Genomic DNA, 21,276 nt, shown 5'->3' on the forward strand with positions numbered 1-21,276 from the left:
GGCGGCGTGACAAGCCCGCGCCGGGGTGGCACCAGTGGCGCGGGGTGCGGGCCGCGCCCCGAGGCAGGGACAGGAAGGGGATCCAATGACCGCCACGATCATCGACGGAAAGGCATTCGCGGGGCGCATCCGGGCACAGGTCGCCCAACACGTCGCGCGGATCAAATCCGACCACGGGGTGACGCCGGGGCTGGCGGTGGTGCTGGTGGGCGAGGATCCGGCGAGCCAGGTCTATGTCCGCTCAAAAGGCAAGCAGACCGGCGAGGCCGGGATGGCGAGCTTCGAGCATCGGCTCGATGCCGGCACGGCGCAAGAGGATCTGCTGGCGCTCGTGGCGCAGCTCAATGCCGACCCGGCGGTACATGGCATCCTCGTGCAACTGCCGCTTCCCGACCATATCGAGACCGACGCCGTGCTGGCCGCCATCGACCCGGCCAAGGATGTCGACGGGTTCCACGTCTCGAATGTCGGGCTGCTTGCCACGGGGCAAAAGGCGATGGTGCCCTGCACGCCCCTGGGATGCCTGATGATGCTGCGCGACCACCTCGGCGACCTGTCGGGGCGCGAGGCGGTCGTGATCGGACGGTCGAACATCGTCGGCAAGCCGATGGCGCAGCTTTTGCTGGGTGATAGCTGCACCGTGACCGTGGCCCATTCGCGCACGCGCGACCTGCCCGAGGTCGTGCGCCGCGCCGAGATCGTGGTCGCCGCCGTCGGCCGCCCCGAGATGGTCAAGGGCGACTGGATCGCCCCCGGCGCGACCGTGATCGACGTCGGCATCAACCGTGTCGCGGGCGAGGGCGACAAGACCCGGCTGGTCGGCGATGTCGAGTTCACGGCGGCCGCGCAGGTGGCGGGCGCGATCACGCCGGTGCCCGGCGGGGTGGGGCCGATGACGATCGCCTGTCTGCTGGCCAATACCGTCACCGCCTGTTGCCGCATTCACGGCCTGCCCGAACCCGAGGGCCTGACCGCCTGAGCCGCGCGCCGCGCCACCGTATCGAGCCGGGGCGCGGCCGCGACCAGGGCGCGGGTATAGGGGGCGCGCGGTGCGTCGAGCACGTCGCGGGCCGGTCCGGTCTCGACGATGCGGCCCGCGCGCATCACCGCGATCTCGTCGCAGATCTCGTCGACCACGCCGATATCGTGGCTGATGAACAGCACGGCGATGCCATGTTTCGCGCGCAGCCCGAGCAGCAGGTCGAGGATGCGCCTTTGCACCGTCACGTCCAACGCGGAGGTCGCCTCGTCCGCGACGAGCAGCCTCGGCCGCGTCACGATGGCCCGCGCGATGGCGATGCGCTGGCGCTGGCCGCCCGAGAACTGGTGCGGGAACCGGTCGAGGGCGTCCGGCTCGAGCCCCACCTCGGCCAGGGTCGCGGCCAGCAGGGCGCGCCGCGCCGCGCCGCGCGGCGGATCGGGCAGCAGGTGCAGCGGCTCGGCCACGATGCGCGCGACCCTCTGGCGCGGATCGAGCGACCCGTAGGGGTCCTGGAACACCATCTGGAAATCGGTGCGCGCGCGGCGCAGCACGGCGGGCGGCATCGCGGAAACCTCGCGCCCCGCGATCAAGACCCGCCCCGCGCTGGGCCGGTCGAGCGCCATGACCAGCCGCGCCAGCGTGGTCTTGCCCGACCCGCTTTCGCCCACCACGCCGAGGATGCGCCCCGCCCCGAGCCGCAGCGACACGTCGTCGAGCGCGGTCAAGCGGCGCGCGCCGACGGCGAAATGACGGCTCAGCCCTTCGGTGCGCAGGATCTCATCCATCGGCGGACCGGGGCAGGGTGGCGCGCGTCCGTCGCGGCAGCGCGTCGATCAGCGCGCGGGTGTGGTCATGGCGCGGGTCGGCCAAAAGCCGCGCGGTCGGCCCGGTCTCGACCGCCGCGCCGCGCCAGAGCACGAGGCACCGCTCGGCGAGGCGCGCGATCACGCCCAGGTCGTGGCTGACGAGGATGAGCGACAGCGCCCGCTCGGACACGAGCTCGTCCAGGATGTCGAGCAGTTCCGCCTGAACGGTCACGTCGAGCGCGGTGGTCGGTTCGTCGGCGATCAGGAGCTCCGGCTCGGGGGCGAGCGCAATGGCGATGCCGACGCGCTGGCGCTGGCCGCCCGACAGCTCGTGCGGGAAAGCGTCGAGACGTTCGGCCGCGCGGTCGATCCGCACCCGGTCGAGCAGGCGCAGCGCCTCGGCGCGCGCCTCGGCCCGGCCCATGCCGCGATGCAGGCGCAGCCCCTCGCCGATCTGGGCGCCGACGCGCATCGCGGGGTTGAGCGCGGTCATCGGCTCCTGAAAGATCATGCCGATCCTGCGCCCCCTGATCCGCGACATGGCCCCATCGCCCAGCGGCAACAGGTCGGTGCCGTCCATCTCGACCCGGCCGCGCGCCCGCGCCGTGCGTGGCAAGAGCCCGATGACGGCCAGCGCTAGGACGGATTTGCCCGAGCCGCTTTCACCGACGATGCCCAGCACCTCGCCCGGCCCCAGCTCCGCGTCGATGCGGCGCAGCACCTCGCGCGGGGGGGCGCCGCGCGGTTGTGCGAATCCGACCGAGAGATCGCGGATGGCCAGCCTCATGCGCTATGGTCCCGGCGCGGATCGGTCAGGTCGCGCAGCCCGTCGCCCAGCAGGTTCAGCCCCAGCACCGCGCCCGCGATGGCCAGCCCCGGCGCCAGCACGAGGTGCGGCGCGGTGCCGATCCATGTCTGCGCCTCGGACAGCATCCGTCCCCAACTGGGGCTGGGCGGCGGCACGCCCATGCCGAGAAAGGACAGGCCCGCCTCGGCGAGGATGGCGAGCCCCGTCTGGATGGCGAGCTGCACGACGATCTGCCCCGAGATATTGGGCAGCACATGCTCGAGCGTGATCCGCGCGCGCCCCTTGCCGGCCATGCGCGCCGCGGCGACGTAATCGCGCGCCCAGACGGGCAGGGCCGCGCCCCGCGCGATGCGCGCGAAAACCGGGATCATGAACAGCCCGATGGCCAGAATGGCGGTGCCGCCGCCCGGTCCCAGCAGCGCGCCCAGCAGGATCGCCGACAGGATCGGCGGAAAGGCGAACATCACCGCGTTGAGAGACATCACCGCCCGCTCGGCCCGCCCGCCCATCGCCGCCGCCGCAAGCCCCGCGGCCGTCCCCAGCGCCGCGCCGAGCGCGACGGCCACCGCCGCGATCCCGAGCGAGGTCCACGCCCCCGCCATCAGGATCGACGCCACGTCCCGCCCGATCTGGTCGGTTCCCAGAAACCCCGCCTCGCCCGGCGGGGCGAGGCGGCGGGCGATGTTCATCGCGGTAGGGTCGGCGGGGGTCCAGACGCGGCTGGTTAGCGCGGCGGCGAGATAGGCGGCGGTGATGGCGCCGCCGACCAGAAGCGACAGGGGAAGGCGGGTCATCGCCGCCCCCTCAGCCGCGGGTCGAGCACGGCATAAAGCGCGTCGACCGCCGCATTGCTGGCCAGCACGATCACGGCGAAGAACAGCACGACGTTCTGCACCACGATCAGGTCGCGCTGGGCGAGCGCATTATAGGCCAGCGTCCCGATGCCGGGCAGGTTGAACACCGTCTCGACCAGTACCGCGCCCGAGATCAGGAACGGGATCTGGAGCCCCAGCATCGTCACCACCGGCAAGAGCGCGTTGGGCATCGTATGCCGCCATAGTGCCTGTCCCCGCGTCAGGCCCTTGGCGCGGGCGGTGCGGATGAAATCCTCGGACGCGATCTCGATCACGGCGGCGCGCGTCACCCGCGTCAGCACCGCCGCCTGCGGGATCGCCAGCGCCAGCGCGGGCAGGACGAGCGCGTGGATCGCCGTTCCTGCGCCGGCGTCCCAGCCCGGAAAGCCGCCCGTCGGAAATGCGCCGAGCCCCAGCGCCACGCCCAGGATCAGCAGCAGGCCGATCCAGAAATTGGGCACGGCGATGCCCGCCTGCGCGAAGACCGTCGCCAGCCCATCCACCCCGCCGCCGGGGCGATGCGCGGCCCATGTGCCCAGCGGCAGCGAGATCGCGACGGCAAGCGCGGTGGCCAGCGCGGTCAGCGGCAGGGTCACGGCAAGGCGCTGGACGATGAGCTCGGCCACCGGCGTGCCGTAGGTATAGGACATCCCCAAGTCGCCCCGTAGCACGCCGCCGATCCAGTCGAGATATCGCAGCGCCAGCGGCCGGTCGAGCCCGAGCTCGGCGCGCAGCGCGGCCAGCGTGTCGGGCTGCGCGCCCGTGCCCAGCATGATCAGGGCCGGATCGCCCGGCGCCGCCTCGATCAGCGCAAAAATGACGACCGAGGCGAGCGTCAGCACGGCGGCCAGCCCGCCCAGCCGGCGCCCGATCCGTTTCAGGCGTCGCACGGGCGGGCAGTCACCGCGTCCAGCGCAGGTCGGTCATGTCGTTCGCAGGCACCGGCCCGTCCGCCCAGACGCCTTCAAGCCGGGCATCCCAGACCCCCAGCTTGGGGTCCGAATAGAGGTAGAGCGCGGGCACGTCGCGCGCGAGGATGCGCTGCGCGTCGGCATAGGCATCGGCCCGCGCCTCGGGGGTGGCGGCGGTGGCGACGGCCTCCATCGCGGCGTCGAACTCGGGGCTGTCGTAGTTGAAATAATAGGGATCGCGCGCATAGATCCCGATATCGAGCGGTTCGGCATGGCCGATGATGGTCATGTCGTAATCGGTATCGGTGAACACCTCCTGGATCCATGCCGCCGGGAAATCCGAGCTTTCGATCCGCGCGGTGACGCCGATCTGGGCGAAAAAGGCCTGCATGATCTCGGCGGTGCGTTCGGCGTAGGGCCGGTTCGGCACCTTGAAGGTAAACTCCAGCCCATCGCCCAGCCCGGCCTCGTCCAGCAGCGCCCTGGCCGCCTCGGGGTCGTAGGGAAACAGGTCGGTCAGATCGACGTAATAGGGGCTCGCGGGCGAGAAATGGCTGCCGATGGGCGTGCCGAACCCCGATTTCACCGCCTCGATCACCTGCGCGCGGTCGATGGCCATCTGCAACGCCTGCCGCACGCGGATATCGTCAAAGGGCGCGCGGGCGTTGTTCATGCCGGCCACGACCTCCATCTCGCCGGTGCCGACGCGGGCGGTATAGGCGGGGTCGTTCTCGAACTGGGCGAAAAGCTCGGCCGCGCCAAGCTCGGCGATCACGTCGACCTCGCCCGATTTCAGCGCCGCGGCCTGCGCCTGCGGGTCCGAGATGAACCGCGCGGTGATCCCGTCGAGCGGCGCGGCCTCACCCCAGTAATCCTCGGCGCGGGTCATCACGACCCGGTCGCCCTTGCGCCATTCCGCGACCCGGAACGGCCCGGTGCCCACGGGATCGGTGGCGTTCGTATCGGCGGTGTCGGGGGCCACGATCACGGCGGCGGGAAAGCCCAGCCAGTAAAGCAGGTCCGAGGACGGGCGCGACAGCGTCAGCACCAGCGTCCCGGCATCGGGCGCCTCGACACGCTCGATCACGGTGTAGAGCGCCTTTTGCCCGTTGGTGCTGTCCTCGGCGAGGATACGCTCGAGGCTGAATTTGGCCACCTCGGCATCGAAGGGCGTGCCGTCGTGAAAGCTGACGCCCTCGCGCAGCGCAAAGGTGATCTGCCGGCCGTCCTGCGACACTTCCCACCCGGTCGCGAGCTGGGGGACGATCTCGCCGTTGCGGTCGATGGTCACGAGCCCCTCGAACACGTTTTGCCATGTCACCTGCCCCGCCGCGACCGGCGAGCTGACCGTGGGGTCGAGCCCGGCCGGCTCGACCGACTGGACGAAGGCGACGGTGTTGTCGTCGATCCCGGCAAACCCCGCGGCGGGCAGGGCGCAGGCGGCCGACAGGACGGCCAGCGAAAGGGCGGTGCGGAACGGCGGAACGGGCATGGCGGCTCCTCAGGGCAGGGCGCGGGACCGCCCCGAGGGGGGCGGCTGCGCAGTCGCGCCACTAAAAGCGCAATGGCGGGCGGATTGGAACAACTTTATGTCGCGCCGGATCGCCCCGGCCCCGTCTGTCGCCGCGAGGCCGAGCCATCGCTTGCCACGACGGCCCCGCCCCGTAAGGTGAGGGGCATCATACCAGGGAGGACTAGTCACATGATCTCGGTCAGGATCGCCGCGGCCGCCGCCGCCATCGCCATCGCGGGCCCCGCGCTCGCCCAATCGCAGCTTTCCATCGCCACCGGCGGGACGGGCGGCGTCTATTACCCGATGGGCGGGGGCCTCGCCGAGGTCATCAACAACAACGTCGAGGGCGCGCAGGCCACCGCCGAGGTCACGGGCGCGTCGGTCGAGAACATGGGCCTCGTCGCCACGGGCGATGCCGACCTCGCCATCGCGCTGGCCGACACGGTCGAGCAGGCCTATTCCGGCACCGGCCGGTTCGACGGCCAGCAGCTTTCGATGGTGCGCGGGGTTGCATCGCTCTACGCCAACACGGTGCAGCTCGTGACCATGGCGGATTCGGGGATCGCGTCGCTCGAGGATCTGGCGGGCAAGCGGGTCTCGGTCGGCGCGCCCGGCTCGGGCACCGAGGTCAACGCGCAGGCCATCCTCGAGGCCAACGGGATGTCCTTCGACGATTTCACGGCGCAACGGCTCAACTTCAACGAGACGGCCGACGCGCTGGCCAACGGCGATATCGACGCCGGTTTCTGGAGCGTGGGCGCCCCCACCTCGTCCATCCTCAACCTCGCGACCACCGCGGATATCGCCATGATCGCGCTGACCGAGGCGCAGATCGCCGCCGCGGACGAGGCGAACGCGGTCTTTGCGCCCACGACCCTGCCCGCGGGCACCTATGAGGGGATCGACGAAGACGTGGCGACCATCGGCGTGCCGAACGTGCTGGTCGCGTCGTCCGAGATGGACGAGGATCTCGTCTATTCCATCACCAAGGCCATGTTCGAGAACATCGCCGACATGCGCGCCGTCCATCCGGCCGCGAACGAGACCACGATCGAGTTCACCATGGCGGCGACCCCGATCCCGCTGCATCCCGGTGCTATCCGCTATTACGAGGAAGCGGGCGCCGAGATCCCGGACGACCTGCGCCCGTGAGACCGGGCGGCGTGGCAGGGGGGCTTGCCGCCCTCCTGCTGATCGCCACGGCCGCGCCGGCCGCGACCTTGGTGGCCCGGCTCGGGGACGGCCGCGTGCTGGCCTCGGTGCCGATGCCCGAGGGCGAAGGCTGGTGCATTTTGTGGCGCCATTCCGTGCAGGGGTTCGAGGTGGCCGATTGCTATGAGAACCGCGGCGGGCGCATGGTGCTGACGCAGTCGCACCAGCCCGATTTCGCCGCCGGGCTCGGCCATCTGCCGGGCCGGGGCAGGCAGGTTTCGGACGGGCAGGGCGGCTACCGGATCGAGGACATGGACGAACCCGTGCCCGGCAACGCCTACGCGCTGCGTCCGGGCGGGATGGGCGTCGATCACCGCATCGGCTGGGCGGGCGGCACGGTGTCGCTGTCGGCCGTCGCCGCGCGGCAGCGCGTGTGGCTGACGCTCGAGCCCGCGCGATGAGCGACGCGATGCCAGCCGATATTGCCGCCCCCCGTGCCGTGCTGCGCGCGATCTCGGTCGTGGGGATCGCGCTGTCGCTCTTCCAGCTCTACGCCGCCGGCATCCAGCCGCTGGGGCTGTTCTTTCAGCGCCCGATCCATCTCGGCTTCATCCTCGTGCTGTGCTTTCTCATCTATCCCGTGACCCGCACCCGCCCCCGCGGCGTGCTGGGCTGGGCCATCGACGCGCCGTTGATCGCGACGGGCGCGCTGGTGGGCTACTGGGTGCCCGCCAATATCGACGCCATCGCCAATGCCATCATCCCGCGCGATATCGACGTCTGGGTGGGAGTGCTCACGGCGCTTGTCGTGCTCGAGGCGTCGCGGAGGGCCATCGGGCTTGCCATGACGCTGATCGGGGCGGCCTTCATCGTCTATGCCTTTGCCGGGAACCGGGGCGAGTTGCCGTTCCTGTCGGACCTGCTGCCCGGCATCCTCAACCACCGCGGCTATACGCTCGAACGGTTGGCGAGCCAGTTGACGCTGGGGGCCGAGGGGATCTTCGGCATCCCGCTCGGTGTCGCGGCGACCTTCATCTTCGTCTTCGTGCTGTTCGGCGCCTTTCTCGAGGTGACGGGCGCGGGCAAGTTCTTCATCGATCTCGCCTATGCCATGACGGGGCGGCAGCGGGGCGGGCCGGCCAAGGCCGCGGTGATCGCGAGCGCGGGCATGGGCTCGATCTCGGGCAGCGCCATCGCCAATGTCGTGACCACCGGCGCCTTTACCATCCCGCTGATGAAAAAGCTGGGCTATCGCCCCGCGCAGGCGGGCGGCATCGAGGCCGCGGCCTCGACCGGGGGACAGATCATGCCGCCGCTCATGGGGGCGGGGGCATTTCTCATCTCCGAGTTCACGCGGACCCCGTATATCGACATCGTGCTCGTCTCGATCTTTCCCGCGATGCTCTATTTCGGCGCCGTCTACCTGCTGGTCCATATCGCCGCGGTGAAACAGGGGCTCGAGGGGCTGGCCGCCGAGGATCTGCCACGCACCCGCGACGTGCTCATCGAGGGCTGGCATTTCCTGCTGCCGCTCGTGGCGCTGGTCTGGCTGCTGGTGGCGGGCTATTCGCCGATGCGGGTCGGGTTCTACGCGATCCTCGCGGTCATCGCCTCGGCCGCCGCCCGCGCGCTGTGGCGGTTCGCCACGCAGGGGCCGACATGGGCGGGGCTGGTCGCGCTGGGCCGCGCGGGTCTCGCGCAGCTTCTCGAGGCGCTGGAGCTGGGGGCGCGCAACGCGGTGGCGGTCTCGGTCGCCTGCGCCGTCGCGGGGATCATCGTGGGAGTGGTCGGGCTGACGGGGCTCGGGCTCAAGTTCTCGGCGATGATGCTGGCGTTTTCGGGCGGGAACCTGTTGCTCGCGCTGTTCATGGTGGTGCTGGCGAGCCTCGTGCTGGGGCTGGGGCTGCCGGTGACAGCGGCCTATATCGTGCTCATCATCCTCGTCGGCCCCGCCCTGACCGAAGAGTTCGGCATCCCGCTGATCGTCGCGCATCTCGTGGTGTTCTGGTGGAGCCAGGATTCCAACGTCACGCCACCCGTCGCGCTGGCGGGTTTCGCGGGGGCGGCCATCGCCGGGTCGGGCCCGATGGAGACGTCGGTGCAGGCGTGGAAATACGCCAAGGGCCTTTATCTCATCCCGCTGTTCATGGTGTTCAACGAACCGATCGTGACCGGCGGCCCATTGCCGCTGGTGCTGTGGAACGGGCTCGTGGTCGTGCTGGCCCTGACCGCCTTTGCCGTCGCGCTCGAAGGGTTCCTTTTCGCGCCCGTGCCCTTGTGGCAGCGGGTGGCGCTGGTGGCGGCGGTGGTGGCCGCCTTCTGGCCCAGCATCGCCGTCGAGGCCGTGGGCGCCGCGATCATCGCGGCGGTCCTCGCCTGGAACCGCCGCGCGGCGCGCGGTGGCGCGGCAGGCGCCCCTCAGAAGTTGTAGGTAAAGGACGCCTGCACGCGATCCACGTCAAAACTGCGCCCGGCAAAGGTATCGAGCGTGCCGTGGAAATACTCGACCCCCACCAGCACGTCCTCTACCACCTCGTATTCGGCATTCAGATGCACCGAGGTCAGCTTGTCGAAGCCCGAGAACACCGCCGGGTCGTTGCCCTCGTTCTCGCGGTGGCCATACATCGCGCGCAGCGTCAGCTTTTCGCCTACCGCCTGCGTCAGGCCGATATAGGCCGCGCGCTGTTCGGTCCGCTCGCCCGCCGCGTCCACGTCGTCGCCGACAAACACCATGTAGGACGCGATGCCCTCGCCGAAGGTATAGCTCGCGTCGAGCGTCCCCCCCTCCCATAGCCTGGCGGTGGTCGAAAGGTTGACGCCATAGATGTCCTCGGACCCGCCGAACCCGTCATCGACCGTCCCCGCCAGCCCCGACACGCGCAGCAGGAGCGGATCGGTGTCATAGGCCAGCGCCGCGACGAAAACCGGATCGTCGCTGTCGCCATTGGATTCCTCGAGCGCGATCTCGGCCACGTAATCGCCGCCGAACCCGTGGGTGAAGCGGATCTGCTCCTGCCGGGCAAAGGGGATGCCCGCGACTCCCTGGAAATCGAGGCTAGAGGGGTAGCTCGCCAGCGGCATGAAGGTCGTCCAGTCCTTGCCGAGCTGAAGCCCGCCCAGCGAGACCTTGGCGATGCGCACGCGCGGCTCGTAGGGATCTTCGGTGCCGACGGCCCCCTCGCCGCCGTAGAAGTCGATCTCGAGCTGGCTGCCGAACGCGCCGAGCCCCGTCGGCGTGGTCGTCTTGAACCCCAGCCGGGTCTGCTGCGCCGTGGCGTTGAAGAACGCGTCGCCATCGTCGCCCGTCAGCCCCACCAGCCCGAAGGTGGTGTTGCCCAGCTCGGCGCCGAAATCGTAGATCGCATCGACCTTGATGTAGCCGTAGAACTCGACCTCGGTGCGGGCAGACCCGAATGACAGGGCCGGACGCTCGGTCGCGGCGCCCGCCTCGAGATCGGCCACCCGCGCCTCGAGCGCGGCGATCCGCTCGGCGTCCGAGGTTTGGGCAAGTGCCGGCATGGCGGCGCAAAGCGCCAACGCCGACGCGCAGGCGAGGCGGGCGGGAATCGGGCAGCGGGGCATGGGACATCCTCTGGCTGGTTGCGGGGTCGCCCCTTTCGTCGTGGGGCGAACGGCCGTGGTTTCGAGCTTTTCGGCGGATTTCCGCCGCGGACGTGGCCGCCCGGCCACATAAAAAACATGGCCACGCATGTTTTCGCCCAAGCTGTTTCTTGCACGCCTGTGCTCGACTTGCCGTATCGGGTTCCCCCCCCTTACGCTGGTTCCGGGGCCGGGACGCCCCTGTACGAAAGGTCAGGATATTCATGCGGGACTCCGACACGCGATCCGTCCAGCTTGCGCCGCGCATTCCGGGCGTGGGCCGGTATCGCTGGACCGTGTCGCCGGAGCGTCTGGAATGGTGCGATGGCACGCTGGCCATCTACGGCGTGCGAACGGCCCCCCGCGACGAGGCCGAGTTCCTGGCCTTCGTGCATCCCGACGACCGGGTCGCGGTCGAGGCGCGGATCAGCCATATCCTCGAAAGCGGGGCGAGCTTTGACCACGGGTTCCGCATCCTGCGCCCGGACGGCACGCTGCGCCATGTGCAGGACCGCGGCGTGATCGAGCGTGACGCCGAGGGGCGGGCGGTGGTCGTGCATGGCATGACCTTTGACGTCACCGAGCAGATGGCCATCCGCGACGGCGCGCAGGCCGCGCAGGCGATGGCCGACCTGATCGAGCGTTGTCCCTTTGGCGTGTTCACCACCGATGCCGATCTGCGCATCACCCATGTCAGCCGCGGGGGAATCGAGGCGTTCGGCGAGATCCGCCCGGTCATCGGCCGCGATATCGGCGATATCCTGCATATCGCGTGGCCGCGCGCGTTCGCCGAACAGGTGATCGGCCGGCTGCGCGACACCTTGCAGACCGGGCGGCCCTTTCATGCCTCGGGGCGGGCCGAGCCGCGGCTCGACCGCGGCACCGTCGAATCCTACGATTGGCAGGTCGAGCGCATCGTGATGCCCGACGGGCAGCCCGGCCTGATCTGCCATTTCTATGACCTGACCGTTCAGAACGCCCGCGAGACCGCGCTGCGCGAGGGCGAAGAGCGGTTGCGCATGGCCGCCGCCGTCGCCGGGATCGGCACATGGGACAGCGACCTCGTCTCGGGCAAGTCGGTCTGGTCGGAGGAGATATACGACCTGATGGGCCTGCCGCGCGACGATCGCGCCTCGGCCGACCGGTTCTTCGATTTCGTGACCGAGGCCGACCGCCCCCGCATTCGCGACGCTTTCGTCCGCGCCATCGAGACGCGCGCCCCCTTCGAGGAGGAGTTCCACATTCGTCGCCCCAGCGGCGAAATCCGCTGCATCGCCGGGTATGGCCGTGTCGTGCGCGAGGAGGCCGGCCAGCCCACGCGCATGATCGGCGTCAATTTCGACGTGACCGAAGCCCGCCGCGCAAAGGACGTGCTGCGCGACAGCGAGACGCGGCTGCGGATGCTGCTCGACAATACCGTGGCCTTCATCGCGGTGCTCGATCTCGACGGCCGCTTTCTCGAGGTGAACCGCGCCGCGCTCGACCTCGCGGGGGTCGAGCGCGAGGACGTGATCGGCCTGCGGATGTGGGAAAGCCCGTGGCTCGCCCATATGTCGGCCAGCCGAAAGGCCGATCTGCGCCGGGGCGTGCGCACCCTTGTGCCCGGCAAGGTGCATCGCGGCGATACCGAGCTGCGCGGCCGCGACGGCGCGACGATCCAGGTCGCCTACATGATGTCGCCGGTGGTCTCCAAGGCCGGCAAGCTCGAGCGGATCGTCCTGTCGGGCATGGACATCACCGACCGCAAGACCGCCGAGGAACATGTCCACCTGCTGCTGCGCGAGATGAGCCACCGCACCAAGAACGCCTATGCGCTGGTGCAGGCCATCGCGCGGCGCATCCATCGCAGCGATCCCGACAATTTCTTCGACAGCTTTGCCGAGCGGCTGGCGGCGCTGGCGGCGTCGCATGATCTCGTCCATGCCGTCGCCGGGCCCAAGGATGCCGATATCGCCGAGATCGCGCGCAGCCAGCTTGCGCCCTTCGACATGGCGGGGGGGCGGCTCGAGATCTCGGGCCCGCCGCTGCGCCTGACGCCCGATGCCGCGCAGGCGCTGGGCATGGCGCTGCACGAACTGGGCACAAACGCGATCAAGCACGGCGCGCTGTCGGTCCCCGACGGGCGCGTGACGCTGGACTGGGACACCGAGGGCGGACGGCTGCGCGTGACCTGGATCGAGCGCGGCGGCCCGCCCGTCACCCGCCCCGCGCGCAACGGGTTCGGGACGATGGTGCTGGGCGCGCTGATCTCGCAAAGCCTTGGCGCGCGGGCCGAAACCGCCTGGCCCGAAGAGGGGCTGGAATGGCGGTTCGAAGCCGCGCCTGGGGATGTCTCGGCCCCCTGAGACGGCCACGCTTTCGCGTCGTTTCTTGATCTGGCGCAAGGAACGGGCATCGGGGATGTCCCATCTTGGGCGCATGGAACATACCGACAAACTCAAGGCCCTTGGCCTGTTCGATGCGCGGGTGCCGCGTTATACCTCGTATCCGACGGCCGCGGTGTTCTCGCCGCAGACCGGCGCCGCGTTCCAGGCGCGCGCGCTGGCCGCGCTCGACCCGGCGGTGCCGGTGTCGGTCTACCTCCATATCCCGTTTTGCGAACGGCTATGCTGGTTCTGCGCCTGCCATACGCAGGGCACGCGCACGCTGGGGCCGGTCGATGCCTATATCGGCACGCTCGAGACCGAGCTGGCCCTGCTGCGCCGGACCCTGCCCGCGGGCATCCGCATGGGCCGGCTGCATTGGGGCGGGGGCACGCCCACGATCCTGCCGCCGCACCTGATCCACCGGCTCGCCAAGGCGGTGCGCGGCGTGTTCACGCCCGACGACGCGTTCGAGTTCTCGGTCGAGATCGACCCGACCATGGTCGACCGCGCCAAGATCGACGCGCTGGCCGCCGAGGGCATGACCCGTGCCTCGATCGGGATCCAGGATTTCGACCCCGAGGTGCAGGCCGCCATCGGGCGCGAGCAACCCTTCGAGGTGACGCGCGCCTGCGTCGAGGATCTGCGCGCCGCGGGAATAACCTCGCTCAACACCGATCTGGTCTATGGGCTGCCCCACCAGACGCAGGCCCGGATCGCCGATACCATCGCCAAGGTGCAGAGCTTTGCGCCCGACCGGGTCGCGCTGTTCGGCTATGCGCATGTGCCATGGGTGTCCAAGCGGCAAAAGCTGATCCCCGAAGAGGCGCTTCCCGGCGATCTGGACCGCTACCGGCTGGCGACGCTCGCCGCCGAGATGTTCACCGAGGGCGGGCTGGTCCCCATCGGCATCGACCATTTCGCCCGTCCGGGCGACGAACTCGAGGTGGCGGCCCGCACGGGGCGGCTGCGCCGCAACTTCCAGGGCTATACCGCCGACAGTTGCCAGACGCTTGTCGGGATCGGCGCCTCGTCGATCTCGCGCTTTCCGGGTGGTTATGTCCAGAACGCCCCCGCGACGGCCGCCTATATCCAGCGGATCGAGGCGGGCGGGCTTGCCGGTGCGCGCGGTCACGAGATGGCTGGCGAGGATGCGCTGCGCGCCCGCGCCATCGAGCTGCTGATGTGCGATTTCCGGCTCGACCTCGCCGATCTGAGGGCCGAGTTCGGCGCGCCCGCTATGGCACTTGCACCGCTTCTGCCGCAGATTGCGGCGCGTTTCGGCGATCTCGTGACGCTCGAGGGCGAGTGTATCGCCATCCTGCCCGAGGGCCGCAGCCTCACCCGGATCGTGGCCAGCGTCTTTGACGATCATGTGCCCGACGGCGTGCGCTATTCGCGCGCGTCCTGATCGCCGCCCCTAGCGGGCCTGCCGCCGGAACAGGCGGCGGGCCATGTCGGGATAGGGCGGCGACAGCAGCCTCAGCCACGGCCCCTGGAACGCGGTAAAGACCGCGCGTTCATGGCTGAAGGCAAGGAACCCCCGCTCGCCGTGATAGGCGCCGATCCCGCTTTCGCCGATCCCGCCGAAGGGCAGGTCGTGCATCGCGACATGCAGGATCGTCGCGTTCACCGCGCCCCCGCCCGACCGGAGCCGCCGCAGGAAGGCGCGCGCGCGGGACGCGTCGCGGTCGAAGGCATATGCGGCCAGCGGGCTGCCGCCCGCCTCGGCGGCGATCACCTCTTGGGGGTCGCGATAGGTCAGGATCGGCAGGATCGGGCCAAAGATCTCTTCGCGCAAAAGCGCGCAATCCTTCGGCGGGTCGAGCACGAGGACGGGCGCGATGCCCGGCCCCTTGGCCGCGCCGTTGCGCAGCAGCCGCGCGCCGCCCGTCTCGGCCTCGTCCAGCAGCGCGCGCATCCGCTCGGCCGCGCGGTCATCGATCATGGCGGTATAGTCGCCGGGCCGGAATGCCGCCGCCTGCGCCAAAAGCGCCTCGGCCCAGGCATCGCGCCGATCCGCGGGCACCCAGAGATGGTTGGGCGCGATGCAGGTCTGTCCCGCGCTCAGCCATTTGCCCCAGCCGATGACCGGGGCGTGCCGCGCGGGATCCGCGCCCGGCAAGGCGACCGCCGGGCTGCGCCCGCCCAGTTCGAGCGTCACCGGCGTCAGCGTCGCGGCCGCCGCCTGCGCGACCTTGCGGCCCGTTTCGGTCGAGCCGGTAAAGAACAGGTGCCCCAGCGGCAACGACGATAGCGCCTGCGCGGTGTCGGCATCGCCGGTTATGCAGGCGGCCTCGTCCTCGGGAAAAACCGCGCCGATCAGCCGGGTCAGCGCCTCCGCCGTGGCGGGGGCACGCTCGGACGGCTTGAGGATCACCTTGTTGCCGGCCGCGATGGCCGTCGCGAACGGCACCAGCGCAAGCTGCACCGGGTAGTTCCAGGGCGACAGGATGCCCACGACCCCCTTGGGTTCGCGCCACAGGTCGGAGCGGCCGGGCAGGGGGGTCACGCGCCATCTGCGCCGCGGCCGTGCCCAGCGGCGCAGGTGGCGGCGCAGATCGGCGATGGCGGCGCGGGTAAAGGCAAGCTCGGCGGTCAGGGTCTCGACCTCGGCGCGGGGGCCGAAATCGGAATCCACCGCGGCCAGCAGGTCGTCGCGCGCGCGGCCCATCGCCTCGGACAGTTCTTTCAGCCGCGTGCGCCGTTGCGCCACATCGGGCAGGGCGTCGAGCGAGAACGCCGCGCCGAGCCGGGCGTGGGCCGCGCGTATCGCGTCGGGGCCGGTCAATTCACGTCATAGGTGCGGCCGCGCCACACCGCCCGTCGGCCCGCCCGCGCATCGCGCAGCGCCGCCCACTGGATCCACAGCGTCACCGCCACGCCCACCGGGTGCAGGACCACCGCGAGCCAATGCTGCCGCACCCTCACTGCCAGCAGCACCCGCGCCGCCACGAGCGCGAGCGTGGCGATCCCGGCGATGCGCGCGGCCTCGTCGGCGCCGGTGGCAAGCGCGGCCAGCCAGACCAGCGGCGGCATCAGGTGCCCGCCGGCCAGAAGCACCGTCCAGATCGGCAGGGCGACGGGTTTGGCCATCCCCTCGGTTGCGTTCTTGGTGAACCCGCGCCAGATATCGGCCCAGTTGTCATACATGCGACAGGCCGCGATGGGCGTTGCGTCCAGCAAGTCGGTGCGCCCGCCCGACAGGCGCACGTTGCGCGGCAGGTTCAGCCCGTCATGCATCCGGTCGCGAAACGCCGCGTGCCCGCCGGCCGCGCGATAGGCGTCGCGGCGCACCATCATCAACTGCCCGCATCCGGCGGCGAACCCCGCGCCGCGGAACAGCCGTGCCATGGGCAAGGGCAGGTAGCCCAGCAAAACGACGAGGATCTGCGGGATCACCACGATCTCGGCGAGGCTGCGCGTGATCTGGTGCGGAAATCCCGACACGAGGTCGAGCTTGCGTGCATCGAGATAGCCCTGCATCCGCGCCACCGCCTCGGGGGCGAGCCGCACATCGGCATCGACGAAAAGCAGGACCGGATGGCGCGCGGCCTGCGAAAGCTGGTGGCAGGCGTGTTGCTTGCCGTTCCAGCCCGCGGGCAGGGCTGCGCCGCGGACCAGGCGAATGCGGGGGTCGCGGGCGGCGCGTTCGGTCACGATGCGGTCGGTGCCGTCGGTCGAGCCGTCGTCGAGCACCACGATCTCGACCTCGCCCACCTGCGCCTCCGCACGGTCCAGCGCGGCGGCGATGTTCGCCGCCTCGTCGCGGGCGGGAATGAGGATCGAGACCGGCCCCGTCGCCATCCGCCGCGACGCGCGGAAGATCGCCAGATTGGCGAGCGTCATCGAGACGTAAAGCGCGGCCAGAGCGGCGGAGAGGATGGCGAGAGCATAAAGCATCGTTAACGGCTCCGTGACATCGGCGCGCCTGGGGCCATGAGGCGGGGCGCGCGGTCGGACATGTGATCGGGATCGTGCGGGCGTCCCTGCGCCCAGGCGCGCAGGCGCGACCAGGCGCCATAGACGCCTCCGACGCCGCGGCCCCCCGACAGCACGGGGGTAAAGGCCGACGGGTCGCGGGCGATGGCGGCATCCGCCAGCCGGTCCTGCGCGTCGGTCAGCGCGGCGGCCAGCGCCGCCTGCCACGCCTCGGCGGTGCCCTCGGCCCCGGCCGAGACGGGCGCGCCGAACGCCACCAGCGCCTCGGGGCGCTTTTCGGACCAGAACGGGTATTCGACGGCCATCGGCACCGCCCGCGCGCCCGGAACGCGTGCCATCAGATGGGCAAGGCCGGGCCTGAGATCGACGGGCCGCTCGCGCGGGTCGGCGAACCGGCCCTGCGCGGTCATCCACATGACCCGCCCCGGATCGGACAGCACATGCGCCCCAACGCGCAGGAAACGCGCCGCCCCCGCCCGCGTGCCCGGATCGACGCCGAAGATGCCGATCCGCTTCATGAAGCGGTAGCGATCGAGCGCCGCGGCCTCCATCGGGCCGAAACCCTGTCGCGAGCCCATGAGCGCGTCGTGCAGCACCATGAAGAGCGCCGGATCCCACCAGGAGGGGTGGTTGGAATAGATCACCAACGGGGCGTCGCCCGTGTCGGGCAGCCCGTCGCCCAGAACCCGCAGCGCTCGGAACCCGTGCCGGACCTGCCGCCGCATCACGCCGGCAAAGAACCGGCACATCGCGGGCGAGCGCAGCGCGACGGGATCGTCGCGCAGCGCCGGGGCAGGGCCGGGGTGCGGCCCGTCGCTTGTGCGCGCCGGGCGCACCTATTCCGCGGCCAGGTTCGAGGTCGCGTCGGCATGAAGGCTGTCGGCGGCGATCCATCCCGACATGAGCGCCATGGGCATCCCCGGCCCCGGATGGGCGGACCCCCCGGCGAGGTAGAGCCCCGCGACCTGCCGCGAGCGGTTGCCCGGCTTGAACGCGCCGTTCACGCGGCCATGGCTGACCAGCCCGTAGATCGCCCCGTCGAGCACCTTGTAGCGGTCGTGGATATCCTGCGGCGTCAGCACGCGCTCGACCTTGATGCGTTCCTCGAGATCGCCCATCCCCGCGGCGCGGCCGAGCTTGTCGAGGATCGTGCGCCGATACTCGGGCAGCATTTTCGACCAGTCATGGCCGGGGCGCAGATGCGGGGTGTGGACCAGCACGTAAAGCGCCTCGCCGCCCTCAGGGGCGACGTCTGGCTCGGTCCGGGCGGGGGCGGCGATATAGGCCGTCGGATCGGGGGCCGGGCGCCCCTCGTCGTAGATCGCACCGAACTCTTCCTTGGGGTCCCGCGAAAAGACGAAGTTGTGATGCGCGAGATGATCGTAGGCGCGGTCGAGCCCCAGGTAGAGCACGACGCCCGAGCAGGCCGGGCCGCGCTTGGCGTGGGAGAACGTGCGCCAGGCCTCGCCGCCGATGAGTTCGCGATAGGTGCGCACCGAATCCATGTTCGACACGATCCGGTCAAAGACCATGCGCTCGGCCCCGGCACGGACCGCCGTCGCGCGCCCGTTCTCGACCTCGATCGCGTCGATGTCGATGCCGGTGCGGTAGGTCACACCCAGCTCTTCGCCGAGGCGGACCAGCGCATTCGGCACGGCACGGGTGCCGCCCATCGGATACCAGACGCCTTCGCCCTGCTGCATCTGCGCGATGCCGCACAGCACCGCCGGGGAGGCCAGCGGCGACGAGCCGATATACTGGATGAAATGCTCGAGCATCTGCTGCACGCGCGGGTCGCGGATATCCTTCTTGATCTGGCCGGCGACGGTGCGGTGCATCCTCAGGGCCATGACATCCGACAGGGTCGAAAGGTTCATGTTCTCCTTGAGGTTCATCGTGTCGCGCAGATCCTCGACCGAGCGCCAGAAGAAGAACCGGTCCGACACGTCCGACAGGCGGTCGGCCACCTTCATGAACCGCTCGAACCCCTCGCGGTCGGGGGGCGAGAGCCGCCCGATCTCGGCGGCGGCGTCCTTTGGATCGTTGCGCAGGTCGAGCACCGTGCCGTCGTCGTAGAAACACCGCCACTGCGGATCGAGCCGGCGCAGGTCGAGATAATCGCCCATGTTCCGCCCGGCCTCGGCAAAGACCCGTTCCAGCACGCGCGGCATGGTCAGGATGGTCGGTCCCATGTCGAACCGGAACCCGTCCTCTTCGAGCAGGGCGGCCTTGCCCCCCAGCCATGCGTTCTTTTCCAGCACGGTCACGTCGTGGCCGCGCGCCGCAAGTGTCGCCGCCGCGGCCAGGCCGCCGAGACCCCCGCCGATGATGCCTACCTTTGTCATTCCGCGGCCTCCTTGACTGCGATATCGGGGATGAACCCCTCTGGCCATGGCAGGCCCATGTCCTGCGCGGCGAGTTTCGAGGCTATCTTGGCGCTCTCGAAGATGGTGGGCAAGCCGCTGCCGGGATGCGTGCCGCCGCCGGTCAGGTAGACGCCGTCGACATCCTCGAACCGGTTGCGCGGGCGCCAATGCAGCATCTGGCCCAGGTTATGCGCGAGGTTGAAGGTCGCGCCGCGGAAGATGCCCATCTGCGCCTCCCAGTCGGCGGGGGTGATCATCCGCTCGGTGCGGATGCGGGGCCGGATGTCGTGCCCGGTCAGGCGCGACAGCCGGTCGAGGATCTTTTCGCGGTAGATCGGGCCCAGCGTCTCCCAATCCTCGGGGCCGGACAGGTTGCCCGTGGGCACCAGTACGTAGAGGGTCGAATGCCCCTCGGGGGCGAGGGTGGGGTCGGTGACGCCCGCGTTCTGGACGTAGATCGTCGGCTCTTGCGGGGCGCGCCCCTCGTCGATCTCGCGGATGTTCTGGAGGTAGTCCTTGGACAGGTAGATCGTGTGATGCGACATGTCGCGATAGGTGCCCTCGATCCCGAGATAGAGCATGAAGGTCGAGCACGAGTATTTCTTGGCGTCGATCCGGCGATCGGTCCAGCGCTTGCGCCGCCGGTCGGGGATCAGCTTGCGGATGGTCGAGGCGAAATCGCCGTTGACCACCACCGCATCGGCCGGGATCGTATCCGTCGCGGTGCGCACCGCGCGCGCCTGCCGCCCGTCGAACTCGATCTCTTCGGCGCCCTCGGACAGCCGGATCGTGCCGCCCATCTCGCGAAAGACGCGCGCCATCGCGTTGGGGATCGCGTTGCAGCCGCCGATGGGGTGGAACACGCCGAACCCGTATTCGACATGCGCCACGATGGTGAAAAGCGACGGGCACTTGAACGGGCTCATGCCGAGGTATTTCGACTGGAAGCTGAAGGCGAGCCGCAGATCGGGATGCTTGAACCAGCGCCGCAGATCCTGATCGACCGTGAGCCACGGTCGGAACAGCGGGAAGGCGCGCAGCATATCCATCTTGACCAGGTCGAGCGGCCCGTTGAAAGGCCGTTGCAGGATCGGCTTGAACACGTCGAACTTGGCCGAGTTCTCGGTCAGGTAGCGGCGGACGTTCGGCGCGTCCTCGGGACTGATGCGCGCGGCCTCGGCGGTCAGCCGCTCGACATCGGCCGTCGCGTCAAATGTGTTCCCGTCATCGAATTGCAGCCGGTACATCGGGTCGAGGCGCCGCAGCTCGACCTCGTCGTCGAGCGAGCGCCCGCAGGCCGAAAAGATCTCGCGCAGGACATCGGGATAGAGGTAGAAGGTCGGCCCGTAATCGAAGGTGAACCCGTCCTGGGTGAAACTGGCCGTGCGACCGCCCACGCGGTCCGATTTCTCGAGCACCGTGACCTCGGCCCCGGCGGCGCGCAGCAGCATGGCGGTGGCAAGCCCGCCGGGCCCCGCACCGACGACGACCGCGCGGCGGGGCGTTTGAGAGGAGATGACGTTCATGTATCCTGCCTGCCTTGTTTATTGGTAGTAACGTATCGTGATCGGCACCGTGCCGTCGCCGTTCACCCGGATCGCCGCATCGCCGAACCGCGGCGGGCCGCGGCGCATCGGCGCATCGCGCGAGAACCCCAGCCCCTCGGACGGGCGAAAGCCACGCCGGTCGAGATCGCCGTCGCCATCCTCGTCGTGGAAGGCCTGCACGGCATAGACCCCGTCGGGAACCCCGCGCAGCACCACCATCCGCTCGGAGGCCGGGCGCGCGCCGGTGAATTGGCAGGTCGGGCGGGTGAAGTTTTCCTCGGAACAGAGCGCGACGCGCAACAGCCCCGCATCGCTGCGCAGGTTCGATACCGTCACCCGGACGTCGCCCGCGAAACACGGGGTCGCCGCGCAGGCCGCGATTGCCAGCCATGCCGTCGGATTGCCCATTCCCTCACCCCCTTGTCCATCCTC

18 protein-coding genes are annotated in these 21,276 nt (G+C 70.0%); 6 read left to right on the top strand and 12 right to left on the bottom strand.

Features of this window, described 5'->3' with window-relative positions; translation table 11 throughout:
* Nucleotides 1–85: 85 nt before the first annotated feature.
* A complete protein-coding gene (gene folD, locus E2L08_RS12955) occupies nucleotides 86–979 on the top strand; it encodes a bifunctional methylenetetrahydrofolate dehydrogenase/methenyltetrahydrofolate cyclohydrolase FolD (RefSeq protein ID WP_133397517.1) in 894 nt (297 codons plus the stop codon).
* On the opposite strand, the gene E2L08_RS12960 is transcribed toward folD, so the two are convergent.
* The 5 genes from E2L08_RS12960 to E2L08_RS12980 are packed head-to-tail and all read right to left on the bottom strand — an operon-like array spanning nucleotide 943 to nucleotide 5,853.
* A complete protein-coding gene (locus E2L08_RS12960) occupies nucleotides 943–1,767 on the bottom strand; it encodes an ATP-binding cassette domain-containing protein (protein WP_133397518.1) in 825 nt (274 codons plus the stop codon). The genes folD and E2L08_RS12960 overlap by 37 nt on opposite strands.
* Nucleotides 1,760–2,575, bottom strand: a complete 816-nt coding sequence (locus tag E2L08_RS12965; protein WP_133397519.1) for an ATP-binding cassette domain-containing protein — start codon at nucleotides 2,573–2,575, stop codon at nucleotides 1,760–1,762. The genes E2L08_RS12960 and E2L08_RS12965 overlap by 8 nt, the downstream gene beginning before the upstream one ends.
* Entirely contained in the window at nucleotides 2,572–3,390 is an 819-nt protein-coding gene (locus E2L08_RS12970) for an ABC transporter permease (RefSeq protein WP_133397520.1), read from the bottom strand. Before E2L08_RS12970 ends, E2L08_RS12965 begins: the two co-directional genes overlap by 4 nt.
* Nucleotides 3,387–4,340: an ABC transporter permease gene (locus E2L08_RS12975; protein ID WP_133397521.1), complete on the bottom strand. Its 954-nt coding sequence runs from the start codon at nucleotides 4,338–4,340 to the stop codon at nucleotides 3,387–3,389. The genes E2L08_RS12970 and E2L08_RS12975 overlap by 4 nt, the downstream gene beginning before the upstream one ends.
* Before the next feature lie 10 nt (nucleotides 4,341–4,350).
* Nucleotides 4,351–5,853, bottom strand: a complete 1,503-nt coding sequence (locus E2L08_RS12980; RefSeq protein WP_133397522.1) for an ABC transporter substrate-binding protein — start codon at nucleotides 5,851–5,853, stop codon at nucleotides 4,351–4,353.
* 210 nt (nucleotides 5,854–6,063) lie between these two features.
* On the opposite strand from E2L08_RS12980, the gene E2L08_RS12985 reads away from it, so the two are divergent.
* The 3 genes from E2L08_RS12985 to E2L08_RS12995 are packed head-to-tail and all read left to right on the top strand — an operon-like array spanning nucleotide 6,064 to nucleotide 9,457.
* Nucleotides 6,064–7,026: a TAXI family TRAP transporter solute-binding subunit gene (locus E2L08_RS12985; RefSeq protein ID WP_133397523.1), complete on the top strand. Its 963-nt coding sequence runs from the start codon at nucleotides 6,064–6,066 to the stop codon at nucleotides 7,024–7,026.
* The gene (locus E2L08_RS12990) at nucleotides 7,023–7,487 is read left to right on the top strand and encodes a DUF1850 domain-containing protein (RefSeq protein WP_240758229.1); all 465 of its coding nucleotides are present in this window, start codon (nucleotides 7,023–7,025) and stop codon (nucleotides 7,485–7,487) included. The genes E2L08_RS12985 and E2L08_RS12990 overlap by 4 nt, the downstream gene beginning before the upstream one ends.
* An 8-nt stretch (nucleotides 7,488–7,495) precedes the next feature.
* The gene (locus E2L08_RS12995) at nucleotides 7,496–9,457 is read left to right on the top strand and encodes a TRAP transporter permease (RefSeq protein ID WP_240758230.1); all 1,962 of its coding nucleotides are present in this window, start codon (nucleotides 7,496–7,498) and stop codon (nucleotides 9,455–9,457) included.
* On the opposite strand, the gene E2L08_RS13000 is transcribed toward E2L08_RS12995, so the two are convergent.
* Entirely contained in the window at nucleotides 9,445–10,608 is a 1,164-nt protein-coding gene (locus E2L08_RS13000; protein WP_168771146.1) for a DcaP family trimeric outer membrane transporter, read from the bottom strand. The genes E2L08_RS12995 and E2L08_RS13000 overlap by 13 nt on opposite strands.
* A 242-nt stretch (nucleotides 10,609–10,850) precedes the next feature.
* On the opposite strand from E2L08_RS13000, the gene E2L08_RS13005 reads away from it, so the two are divergent.
* Nucleotides 10,851–12,971, top strand: coding sequence for a PAS domain-containing protein (locus tag E2L08_RS13005; protein WP_168771147.1), 2,121 nt, complete (start codon nucleotides 10,851–10,853; stop codon nucleotides 12,969–12,971).
* A gap of 73 nt (nucleotides 12,972–13,044) precedes the next feature.
* Entirely contained in the window at nucleotides 13,045–14,400 is a 1,356-nt protein-coding gene (hemN, locus tag E2L08_RS13010; protein WP_133397528.1) for an oxygen-independent coproporphyrinogen III oxidase, read from the top strand.
* 9 nt (nucleotides 14,401–14,409) lie between these two features.
* Here the strand turns inward: hemN and E2L08_RS13015 are convergent, their stop codons facing one another.
* Genes E2L08_RS13015 through E2L08_RS13035 form a run of 6 tightly spaced genes read right to left on the bottom strand, consistent with a single transcriptional unit; the run spans nucleotide 14,410 to nucleotide 21,252 of the window.
* Nucleotides 14,410–15,780 (bottom strand): aldehyde dehydrogenase family protein, encoded by a 1,371-nt coding sequence (locus tag E2L08_RS13015; protein WP_133397529.1) that lies wholly within the window; start codon nucleotides 15,778–15,780, stop codon nucleotides 14,410–14,412.
* Entirely contained in the window at nucleotides 15,777–16,892 is a 1,116-nt protein-coding gene (locus E2L08_RS13020; RefSeq protein WP_133397565.1) for a glycosyltransferase family 2 protein, read from the bottom strand. Before E2L08_RS13020 ends, E2L08_RS13015 begins: the two co-directional genes overlap by 4 nt.
* A 2-nt stretch (nucleotides 16,893–16,894) precedes the next feature.
* Entirely contained in the window at nucleotides 16,895–17,767 is an 873-nt protein-coding gene (locus E2L08_RS17040; protein WP_240758231.1) for a lysophospholipid acyltransferase family protein, read from the bottom strand.
* Nucleotides 17,768–19,276 carry a phytoene desaturase family protein gene (locus tag E2L08_RS13025; RefSeq protein ID WP_133397530.1) on the bottom strand — a complete coding sequence of 503 codons (1,509 nt, stop codon included), beginning with the start codon at nucleotides 19,274–19,276 and terminating at the stop codon, nucleotides 17,768–17,770.
* Nucleotides 19,273–20,823 carry a phytoene desaturase family protein gene (locus E2L08_RS13030; protein ID WP_133397531.1) on the bottom strand — a complete coding sequence of 517 codons (1,551 nt, stop codon included), beginning with the start codon at nucleotides 20,821–20,823 and terminating at the stop codon, nucleotides 19,273–19,275. Before E2L08_RS13030 ends, E2L08_RS13025 begins: the two co-directional genes overlap by 4 nt.
* A gap of 18 nt (nucleotides 20,824–20,841) precedes the next feature.
* A complete protein-coding gene (locus E2L08_RS13035; protein ID WP_133397532.1) occupies nucleotides 20,842–21,252 on the bottom strand; it encodes a DUF2141 domain-containing protein in 411 nt (136 codons plus the stop codon).
* Nucleotides 21,253–21,276 lie beyond the last annotated feature (24 nt).

It is taken from the genome of Palleronia sediminis, from assembly GCF_004358695.1.
Classification (GTDB): domain Bacteria; phylum Pseudomonadota; class Alphaproteobacteria; order Rhodobacterales; family Rhodobacteraceae; genus Palleronia; species Palleronia sediminis.

What these genes read in the sequence shown, in the direction of transcription:
- folD (WP_133397517.1), top strand. Translation starts at nt 86, where the DNA reads ATGACCGCCACGATCATCGACGGAAAGGCATTCGCGGGGCGCATCCGG.
- E2L08_RS12960 (WP_133397518.1), bottom strand. Translation starts at nt 1,767, where the DNA reads ATGGATGAGATCCTGCGCACCGAAGGGCTGAGCCGTCATTTCGCCGTC.
- E2L08_RS12965 (WP_133397519.1), bottom strand. Translation starts at nt 2,575, where the DNA reads ATGAGGCTGGCCATCCGCGATCTCTCGGTCGGATTCGCACAACCGCGC.
- E2L08_RS12970 (WP_133397520.1), bottom strand. Translation starts at nt 3,390, where the DNA reads ATGACCCGCCTTCCCCTGTCGCTTCTGGTCGGCGGCGCCATCACCGCC.
- E2L08_RS12980 (WP_133397522.1), bottom strand. Translation starts at nt 5,853, where the DNA reads ATGCCCGTTCCGCCGTTCCGCACCGCCCTTTCGCTGGCCGTCCTGTCG.
- E2L08_RS12985 (WP_133397523.1), top strand. Translation starts at nt 6,064, where the DNA reads ATGATCTCGGTCAGGATCGCCGCGGCCGCCGCCGCCATCGCCATCGCG.
- E2L08_RS12995 (WP_240758230.1), top strand. Translation starts at nt 7,496, where the DNA reads ATGCCAGCCGATATTGCCGCCCCCCGTGCCGTGCTGCGCGCGATCTCG.
- E2L08_RS13000 (WP_168771146.1), bottom strand. Translation starts at nt 10,608, where the DNA reads ATGCCCCGCTGCCCGATTCCCGCCCGCCTCGCCTGCGCGTCGGCGTTG.
- E2L08_RS13005 (WP_168771147.1), top strand. Translation starts at nt 10,851, where the DNA reads ATGCGGGACTCCGACACGCGATCCGTCCAGCTTGCGCCGCGCATTCCG.
- hemN (WP_133397528.1), top strand. Translation starts at nt 13,045, where the DNA reads ATGGAACATACCGACAAACTCAAGGCCCTTGGCCTGTTCGATGCGCGG.
- E2L08_RS13020 (WP_133397565.1), bottom strand. Translation starts at nt 16,892, where the DNA reads ATGCTTTATGCTCTCGCCATCCTCTCCGCCGCTCTGGCCGCGCTTTAC.
- E2L08_RS13025 (WP_133397530.1), bottom strand. Translation starts at nt 19,276, where the DNA reads ATGACAAAGGTAGGCATCATCGGCGGGGGTCTCGGCGGCCTGGCCGCG.
- E2L08_RS13030 (WP_133397531.1), bottom strand. Translation starts at nt 20,823, where the DNA reads ATGAACGTCATCTCCTCTCAAACGCCCCGCCGCGCGGTCGTCGTCGGT.
- E2L08_RS13035 (WP_133397532.1), bottom strand. Translation starts at nt 21,252, where the DNA reads ATGGGCAATCCGACGGCATGGCTGGCAATCGCGGCCTGCGCGGCGACC.